Below are 8629 nucleotides of genomic sequence, written 5' to 3' on the forward strand. Positions count from 1 at the left end.
CCCGTACGCGATCAGACCCCGCTCTCCTCGAAGCCCGAGGACGGCGGCCCCTCCCTGATCTCCACGGTCCTGGTCATCACCGCCCCGGCCGTCCTCGCCGCCGCCGTGCTGAGGCCCCGGCGCTCACGCGGCTGAGCCATGGCGCCCGCCCCGGCGGCGTCCGCGCCCCCGGTCGCGTATCCCCGCGCCCCGATCGCGTACCTCCGAACCGAACCGTGACAACAGAACACACGACAACAGAACACACAGGGAGATCACCATGTCCGAGTGGCTGATCCTGTCCATCGCGATGGTCGCCGCCTGTGCCGTCGTCCTCGCCGTCACCCTGCTCAGTCAGCGCAGACGCGCCGCGCGCGCGGAAGGGGCGGAGCCGCACCAGGCCCAGACCCCCGAGGTGCTGGAGTACATGACGATGATGATCGGCGTCATCTACGCCATCGTCCTCGGTCTCGCCATCGCCGGCGTCTGGGAGGCCCGCAGCGCCGCGCAGGACGATGTACGGCGCGAGGCGCAGGCCCTCCATGAGATCACCCAGCGCGCCGAGGTCTATCCCCGTGCCGTCCAGGAGACCCTGCGCGAGGACATCGAGAGCTATGTCTCCTATGTCCTGCGCGAGGAGTGGCCCCGGATGGTCAAGGGGGAGGTGCTGCCCAGCCGGGGAGCCGAGCTGATCGACAAGCTGCGCGAGGACATCGCCGAGCGCGCCCCGGCCGACGATCTGGAGGCCCAGGCGTATCAGCCCATGCTCGAACGGGTCGCCATCACCGACGACGCACGGAACGAGCGGGCGCAGAACGCGGGCGCGACCCTGCCCGCGGTGGTCTGGTTCGGTCTGATCATCGGGGCGCTGATCACCGTGGGGCTCATCTTCACCATGCGGCTGGGGCGCAGCACCCGGGAGTTGGTGGTCGCCGGGCTCTTCAGCGCGCTGATCGCGTTTCTGCTCTTCCTCGTCTGGGACTTCGACGCGCCCTTCGGGCGGGCGGGGGCCGGTACGGATACGGCGGAGGCGTTCCGCCAGCTGTTCCCCGGCGCGACGCAAGGGCTCTGACCTGCCTGAAAAGGGCCCTGACCTGCTTAAAACGGGCTCCGACCTGCTCGGACGCGATGCGGAATAGCCAAGAGCGGCCTTCCGTTATAGGCTTTGGTTCAACATTCAACTAAAGTCTTCGAAGTCTTCGAGAGGTGAGTCTCATGCAGTTCGGCATCTTCACCGTCGGTGATGTCACCACCGACCCGACCAACGGGCGCACGCCGAGCGAGCACGAGCGGATCAAGGCCACGGTCGCCATCGCACAGAAGGCGGAGGAGGTCGGACTGGACGTCTTCGCGACCGGCGAGCACCACAACCCGCCGTTCGTGCCGTCGTCCCCGACCACTCTGCTCGGCCATATAGCGGCCCGGACCGAGAACCTGATCCTGTCCACCTCGACCACCCTGATCACCACCAACGACCCGGTGAAGATCGCTGAGGACTACGCCTACCTCCAGCACCTCGCCGACGGCCGGGTGGACCTGATGATGGGCCGCGGCAACACCGGACCGGTCTATCCCTGGTTCGGCCAGGACATCCGTCAGGGCATCCCGCTCGCGATCGAGAACTACGCCCTGCTCCACAAGTTGTGGCGGCAGGACGTGGTGGACTGGGAGGGCAAGTTCCGTACGCCGCTCCAGTCCTTCACCTCGACCCCGCGCCCGCTGGACGGCGTGCCGCCGTTCGTCTGGCACGGCTCGATCCGCTCCCCGGAGATCGCGGAGCAGGCCGCCTACTACGGTGACGGCTTCTTCCACAACAACATCTTCTGGCCCATGTCCCACACCAAGAAGATGGTCGCGCTCTACCGGAAGCGGTACGCGCACTACGGCCACGGCACCCCCGAGCAGGCCATCGTCGGTCTCGGCGGCCAGGTGTTCATGCGCAAGAACTCGCAGGACGCGATCAACGAGTTCCGTCCGTACTTCGACAACGCGCCGGTCTACGGGCACGGTCCCTCGCTGGAGGAGTTCAGCGAGCAGACCCCGCTGACCGTGGGCTCTCCGCAGCAGGTCATCGAGCGGACCCTGTCCTTCAGGGACGCCGTCGGCGACTACCAGCGCCAGCTGTTCCTGATGGACCACGCCGGACTGCCGCTCAAGACCGTCCTTGAGCAGCTCGACATCCTCGGCGAGGAGGTCGTCCCGGTGCTCCGCAAGGAGTTCGCCAACCTGCGGCCGGCCGGAGTCCCGGAGAGCGCTCCGCTCCACCCCGCCGTCACGGCGGCCCGTACGAAGGAGGCGCGACGATGACGAACACGCCGACCACGACGACCACGCTGAAGCTCGTCGCCGTCTCCGCCGGACTGAGCGTGCCCTCCTCCAGCCGACTGCTGGCCGACCGGCTGGGCGACGCCGTACGCTCCACGCTCGCCGGGGAGGCGAAGGACGTCGAGGTACGCGTGGTGGAGCTGCGGGAACTCGCCGTTCCCATCGCCAACCACCTGGTCACGGGGTTTCCGTCCCCGGACCTCGGCGAGGCGATCGAAGCGGTCGTGGAGGCGGACGGCCTGATCGTGGTCACACCCGTCTTCGCCGCCTCCTACAGCGGGCTCTTCAAGTCGTTCTTCGACCTGATCGAGCCGGACGCACTGACCGGCAAGCCGGTGCTGATCGGGGCGACCGGCGGCACCGCCCGCCACTCGCTGGTGCTGGAGCACGCGCTGCGCCCGCTCTTCGCGTATCTGCGGGCCGTCGTCGCGCCGACGGCGGTGTTCGCGGCCTCCGAGGACTGGGGCGGCACGGGCGACGCGCTGACGGACACCCTGCCGACGCGGATCTCCCGCGCGGGCGAGCAGTTCGCCCGGCTGCTGGAGACGACGGAGCGCAGGCCGGCGGACGAGGTCCCGGTGCTGTCCTTCCCTTGACGGGAGGGCTCCCCCTGGCGGGAGGACTCCCCCTGACGGTCCATGCCGGCCCTCCCCTGACCGGGCCCGCACGGACACGCCGGTACGGACGGCACACAACACCCCGTGTGCCGTCCGTACCGGCTTTCCACTGTCAGGCCCCCGTGGTCACAGGGGCCCCGGCCGCCGCCGTCGCCACATCGGCGACGGCACAGGCGATGTTGTCGGGCCCACCCGCGCTCAGGGCGAGGCCGATGAGCTCGTCGACGGCCCCGTCCGGATCGGCGGCCGTCGCGAGGACACGGCGCACCTCGCTCTGGGCCACGACCGTGAACAGCCCGTCCGAGCAGAGCAGATACCGGTCGCCGGGCCGCGCCTCGCACAGCCGCAGATCGGGCCGGGCGCCGCCGCGCCCGCCGTCCAGGGCCTTGAGCAGCATGGCCCGCTCCGGATGGGACGCCGCCTCGTCCTCGGTCAGCGAGCCCGCGTCGATCATCGACTGGACGACCGTGTGGTCATGGGTGATCCGGAAGAGCTCCCCGTCGCGGAGCAGATGGGCCCGGGTGTCGCCGATGTGCACCAGCGCCAGCCGGGAGCCGCTCCACACCATGGCGGTCAGCGTCGTACCGGAGCCGTCCAGTCCGCCGATGACGGTGTCGGCGCGGTGGACGGCGTCCTCCAGGGCGTTGAGCAGATCCCCGGCCCGCACCTCGGCCGGGGAGCCGTCGAGCGCCTTCAGCGCGTCGATCGCCGCCGCCCCGGCGTGCGCGCCCCGCGCGCCGTAGCCGTCGGCCACCGCCAGCAGACGCTCACCGGCGTACGCGGCGTCCTGATGGGCCTCCCGGACGAGACCCCGGTCGGTCCGCGCGGCGAAGCGGATCGTGGGAGATGCCATGGTCATGCTGTCCTCCGACTGCTGGATGAGCTGGTCGGCGAGGAAGAGGGCCAGATCACGGCGGGCCGAGGTCTCCGCCTCCACCCGCGCCCAGTACTCCCGTACGGCCCGTGCGGCAGCCGCCGGATCGGGTCCGTACAGTTCACCGACCTCCCGGATCCGGGCGGTCGGCATCCCGATCCGCCGCAGCCACGCCACCAGCCGGGCCCGCTCCAGCTGCGCCGTCTCGTAGTACCGGTATCCGGTGTACGGATCGACGCTGGCCGGAGTCAGCAGCCCCAGCTCGTCATAGCGGCGGAGCGCCTTCGCGGACAGCCGGGCGGCACGGGCGAACGCCCCGATGGTGAGCCGGTCCATTGGTCCCCCTCCTCGCGCCGGGCGGTGGGCCCGGCGGAGTCGATGCTGGTCCTTCCCCGGGGAGGAAGGTCAACACCCGGCGACGGGAAGCATGGACGGGCCGGGGCGCCGGGCTCTCCGCACGGGGCCCGTACGGAGGGCGCTGCTACTACTCCCTCGTATAGAACACGTAGAACGACGACGCCGCCATGACAGCGGCGAAGATGACGCCCATCCACGCGGAGCGGAGCACGCTCGTCCCGGTCAGGCTGTGCAGAAACCCGATCGCGATGCCGCAGAGCGCGCCGTACGCGGCGGCGCGCAGCTCGCGGGGGAGGGCGTGCTGGATCCGGCCGAGGCCGTAGGCGAGCGCGGTGAAGACCAGTCCGGCGACCACGCCGTAGAGGACGTCCCACCAGCTGACGGCCTGGCCGGTGCGGTGCAGAAAGCCCGCGTAGAAGCCGAAGAGCGTACCGAGGGCGAGGGGAATCGCCCAGCTGAGCACTGCGGCGTGGTGCCGCGCGGGCACCGTCGCGTGAACGGCCATGGACCGGCTCCTTTCCTCATCCCCCCTCTCAGGGCACACCTGCGGACGGCCCCCGGCAACTCGTACGGGGGCGGCCCGGGGCCCGGTCGGCGGAGCACCGCTCGCGCCCGCGCCCGCGCCCGCGTTCCCTGTAGGGGTGCGGAGCTTCCTCTCAGCGGTGTCGACGGCGCTGATCGTGCTGGTGGCGGTGCTGACGCCGCTGAGCGCGCTCTCCGTGTGGGCCGAGCGGGAGATCGGCGACACGGACGGCTATGTCACCGCGATGGCGCCGCTGGCCTCGGATCCCGCCGTGCGGAACGCGGTCGCGGACCGGATCACGGAGGAGGTGATAGGGCAGGTCGACGCGGGGCCGCTCGCCACCAGCGTGCGGACCCTGGTGCATGAGGCGGTGCTGTCGTTCGCCGGGACGGATGCCTACCGGACCGCCTGGAACACCGTCAACCGGGCCGCGCACACCGCCGTGGAACAGGCGCTGACCAGCGATGAAGGGGATACGGCGAGTATCGATCTGGCCCCGGTGAGCGAACAGGTGAAACGGCAGCTGAGCATGGCGGGCGTGCCGTTCGCGGATCAGATCCCGGTGGTGGGGACACGGATCACGGTGGTGGAGTCCGATCGGCTGGGGGCGGCACGGGAGGTGTTCGACACGCTTCAGATCGCGGGGGTGTGGCTGCCGCTGGCGACGGTGCTGCTGGCGGTGGCGGCGGTGCTCTGCGCGAGGCGGAGGGCGCGGGCCGTGCTGTGGCTGGGCCTGGCGCTGGCGGTGGGCGGGGTGCTGCTCCGTCTGATGATCACCGTGGGCCGGGAGCCGGCGCTGGACGATCTGCCGCCGGATGTGGACCACGCGGCGGCGGGGGCGGTGTTCGACGCGCTGACGGGGACCTTGCGGGTGGTGTCGTGGTGGCTGGTGGGGGTGGGGGCGGTGGTGGCGGCCGGGACCTGGTGGCTGAGCCGCGACCGGGAACGCGACGGCCGGCCGGACGCAGGCACAGGCACAGGCACAGGCACCGACACGGGGCCGCCTCGCTGACCGTGGCCCGCCGTGCGGGCGCTGCTCAGCCACGGGGAGAGCCGCGCGGGTGCTGCCCGACCGCACCGCCCGACCGCGCCGAGGACCGGGCGGGACAGCGGTGCGGGCACCACCCCGGCCGCCCGCACCGCCCGGCCGCGCTGACCTGTGCCGCGGCTTGCCCCGGCACGCCCTCATGAGGCATGTGTGGACCATGGAGACCCGAGCGGGACGCCTGTCCCCACCCGAGTGGCTGCTCAACACGCTGCGCCCACGGTCCGCCCCCGTGCCCTGGGCGGCCGTGGCCCGCTCCGGGGTGGCGCTCTCCGCACCGCTGGCGGCGGGCCTGGCGACGGGCCACCCCATGTACGGCGCGCTGGTGTCGATGGGCGCGCTGAACGGAGTCATCGGCGACACCGCCGACGCCTACCGCATGCGGATCCTCAATATCGCGGTCCCGCAGATCTTCGGCGCGATCGGCGTCACCGTCGGCACGCTGGTGTACCAGCAGGGCTGGTCCGCCGTCCTCGCGCTCACCCTGGTGGCGCTGGTCTCCGGGATGATCTCCTCGATCGGCGCGGTCTCCTCCGTGTCCGGACTGCTGCTGCTGCTCAACGCGGTGGTGGGAGCGGGGCTCCCGATGCCCCAGCCGCTCTGGATGCCCGCGCTGCTGCTGTCCCTCGGCGGCCTGTTCGTCCTGGCGCTGACCCTGCTGGGCTGGCCGCTGCGCGGGCGGATGCCGGAACGGTCCGCGGTGGCCGACGCCTACCGCCGCGTCGCCGATCTGCTCGCGGCGGCCGGCACCGGGGCGTACCCGGAACGGCGCCAGGAGGTCACCGACTCCCTCAACGACGCCTATGACCTGATCCTCGCCCTGCGCACCCGCGACCACGGCAGACGGAGCCCTCTCGTACGGCTGCTCGCCCAGCTCAATGTGCTGATCCCGCTGCTTGAGGCGGCAGCGGCGGCGCATCTGTACGGCCGCGCCTCCCGCCGCCCCGAAATCGCCGCCACCGTACGGGGACTGGCGGACGCGGTCTCCCGGGGCGGCGGCGAGGCCGTCGATCTGTCGGAACTGCCCGCGCCGGAGGGGCCCGCGGACCGGGCCGTCGACACGGCGCTGCGGCACGCGGCGGCCGTGGTGCACCGACCGGACTCCGATCCGTATCCGCCGGACGACCGGCTGGGCCGCCCGGCGGCGGTGAGCGTACGGTTTCGGACCACGGTCCGCGCGGTGCTGCTCTCCGAGGCGTCCTGGCGCTACGGCGTACGGCTCGCCCTGTGCATCGGCCTCGCCCAGGCCCTGGTCTCCCTGGTGGCGGTCCCCCGTTCGTACTGGGTCGCGCTCACCGTCACCTTCGTGCTGAAGCCGGACTTCGGCTCGGTCTTCTCCCGCGCCGTGCTGCGCGCCCTCGGCACGGCGGCGGGACTGGTCATCGCGGCCCCCGTGCTCGCGGCGGTCCCGCGCGGCTGGTGGGACGTTCCCGTGATGATGCTGCTCGCCGCGCTGATCCCCTGGTTCTCCGCGAAGGGGTACGCCTTCCAGACGGCGGCGATCACCCCGGTGATCCTGCTGCTCTCCGACACCCTCAACCACGAGGGCTTCGATCTGGTGCTGCCCCGGCTGATGGACAGTCTGATCGGCTGCGCCATCGCGCTGATCGCGGGATATCTGCTCTGGCCGGAGAGCTGGCACACCCGGATCGGCGACCGGCTGGCGGCGGCGGTGGACGAGATCGCCGGGTATGTGGGGTGCGCGTTCGCGGTGAACGACGAGGGCAGCCGGTCGGAGCAGGTGCGCCGCCGCCGCCGGATCTACCGCGATCTGTCGTCCGTACGCTCGGAGTTCCAGCGGGCGCTGACGGAGCCGCCGCCCACCGGGGCGCGGGCGGCGGCCTGGTGGCCGCTGGTGGTGGCCGTCGAGCGCATCGTGGACGCGACGACGGCGGCACGGGTACGGGTGACCCATGGCGCGGCCCCGCCGTCCCCGCAGGAGGTGACGGCGGTCGAGCGGGAGCTCCGTGAACTCGCGGAGAATCTGCGCCGGAGCGATGTTCTGCTGGAGGTGCGGACGGCGCTGGAAGGCGATGAGAACGGTGTCATCGCCCCACTGCGCCATGAGGTGGCGGCGGCGCGGGCCATCACCTCCCCTCCGCGCGGGGGCCGGTAGCCGCCGCGCGGCGGGGAGGTGATCCGATGCGGACGGAGACCGCTAGCCCGCGAGGCTGAACTCACCGCCGCCCGCGATCAGCGAGATGCTGCTGAGGCTGTTGACGGGAGTGGAGAGGGTGCTCCGGTTGGCGACGGAACCATCGCCGAGCTGGCCGTTGTTGTTGTAGCCGACCGTGCTGACCTTGCCGTCCCGGTCGAGCACCAGGGTGTGGTAGCCGCCGGCGGAGATGGCGCGGACGTTGGTCGCGCCGTCCAGGACGATGGGGGCGGGCCGGTTGGTGAGGGTGCCGTCGCCGAGCTGGCCGTAGGCGTTGTAGCCCCAGTTCTTCACCGTGCCGTCCGCGAGCCGGGCGACGCTGTGGTAGACGCCGGCGCTGATCTCCCGGGCGGTGGCGATGCCGTCGACCTTGACCGGGGTGAGGCGCTGGGTGGTGGTGTTGTCGCCGAGCTGGCCCTGGGCGTTGTAGCCCCAGGCCCAGACCGTGCCGTCCGCGAGCCGGGCGAGGCTGTGGGCGTTGCCGCCGGCGACGCTGCGCGCGTTGGCAAGGCCCGTGACGGTGACCGGGGTGGTGCGGTTGGTCACGGTGTTGTCGCCGAGCTGGCCGTTGGCGTTGTAACCCCATGCCTTGACGGTGCCGTCGGAGAGAACGGCGATGCTGTGGAGGGCGCCGGCGGCGATGGCCTCGACGTTGGCGAGGCCGGAGACGGTCACCGGGGTGTTGCGCTGGGTCGCGGTGTTGTCCCCGAGCTGGCCCTCGGAGTTACGGCCCCAGGCGCGTACGGTGCCGTCG

At 71.8% G+C, this 8629-nt stretch carries 8 protein-coding genes; 5 read left to right on the plus strand and 3 right to left on the minus strand.

Annotated elements, in window-relative coordinates:
• The first annotated feature begins 259 nt into the window (after positions 1-259).
• From FF041_RS14350 to FF041_RS14360, 3 genes are all read left to right on the plus strand, one after another.
• A complete protein-coding gene (locus FF041_RS14350) occupies positions 260-1051 on the plus strand; it encodes a bestrophin-like domain (RefSeq protein ID WP_153523205.1) in 792 nt (263 codons plus the stop codon).
• Between the two features lie 143 nt (positions 1052-1194).
• On the plus strand, positions 1195-2286 hold the full coding sequence (locus FF041_RS14355) for an LLM class flavin-dependent oxidoreductase (protein ID WP_153523206.1): 1092 nt from the start codon (positions 1195-1197) through the stop codon (positions 2284-2286).
• Positions 2283-2900 (plus strand): FMN reductase, encoded by a 618-nt coding sequence (locus FF041_RS14360; RefSeq protein WP_153523207.1) that lies wholly within the window; start codon positions 2283-2285, stop codon positions 2898-2900. The genes FF041_RS14355 and FF041_RS14360 overlap by 4 nt, the downstream gene beginning before the upstream one ends.
• 133 nt (positions 2901-3033) lie before the next feature.
• On the opposite strand, the gene FF041_RS14365 is transcribed toward FF041_RS14360, so the two are convergent.
• Positions 3034-4131 carry a MerR family transcriptional regulator gene (locus FF041_RS14365; protein ID WP_153523208.1) on the minus strand — a complete coding sequence of 366 codons (1098 nt, stop codon included), beginning with the start codon at positions 4129-4131 and terminating at the stop codon, positions 3034-3036.
• A gap of 148 nt (positions 4132-4279) precedes the next feature.
• Complete coding sequence (locus tag FF041_RS14370) at positions 4280-4657, minus strand: hypothetical protein (protein ID WP_153523209.1); 378 nt, start codon at positions 4655-4657, stop codon at positions 4280-4282.
• A gap of 136 nt (positions 4658-4793) precedes the next feature.
• Here FF041_RS14370 and FF041_RS14375 point away from each other — a divergent pair, with 136 nt between their 5' ends.
• Together FF041_RS14375 and FF041_RS14380 are read left to right on the plus strand one after the other, a co-directional pair.
• Positions 4794-5687 carry a hypothetical protein gene (locus FF041_RS14375; RefSeq protein WP_323391860.1) on the plus strand — a complete coding sequence of 298 codons (894 nt, stop codon included), beginning with the start codon at positions 4794-4796 and terminating at the stop codon, positions 5685-5687.
• 193 nt (positions 5688-5880) lie between these two features.
• On the plus strand, positions 5881-7836 hold the full coding sequence (locus FF041_RS14380) for an FUSC family protein (protein WP_153523210.1): 1956 nt from the start codon (positions 5881-5883) through the stop codon (positions 7834-7836).
• Positions 7837-7878: 42 nt separating this feature from the next.
• Here the strand turns inward: FF041_RS14380 and FF041_RS14385 are convergent.
• Positions 7879-8629: RCC1 domain-containing protein (locus FF041_RS14385; protein WP_407698156.1), on the minus strand; the 751-nt coding region annotated here is incomplete at its 5' end.

The sequence above is a fragment of the Streptomyces jumonjinensis genome, assembly GCF_009600885.1.
GTDB classification, from domain to species: domain Bacteria; phylum Actinomycetota; class Actinomycetes; order Streptomycetales; family Streptomycetaceae; genus Streptomyces; species Streptomyces jumonjinensis.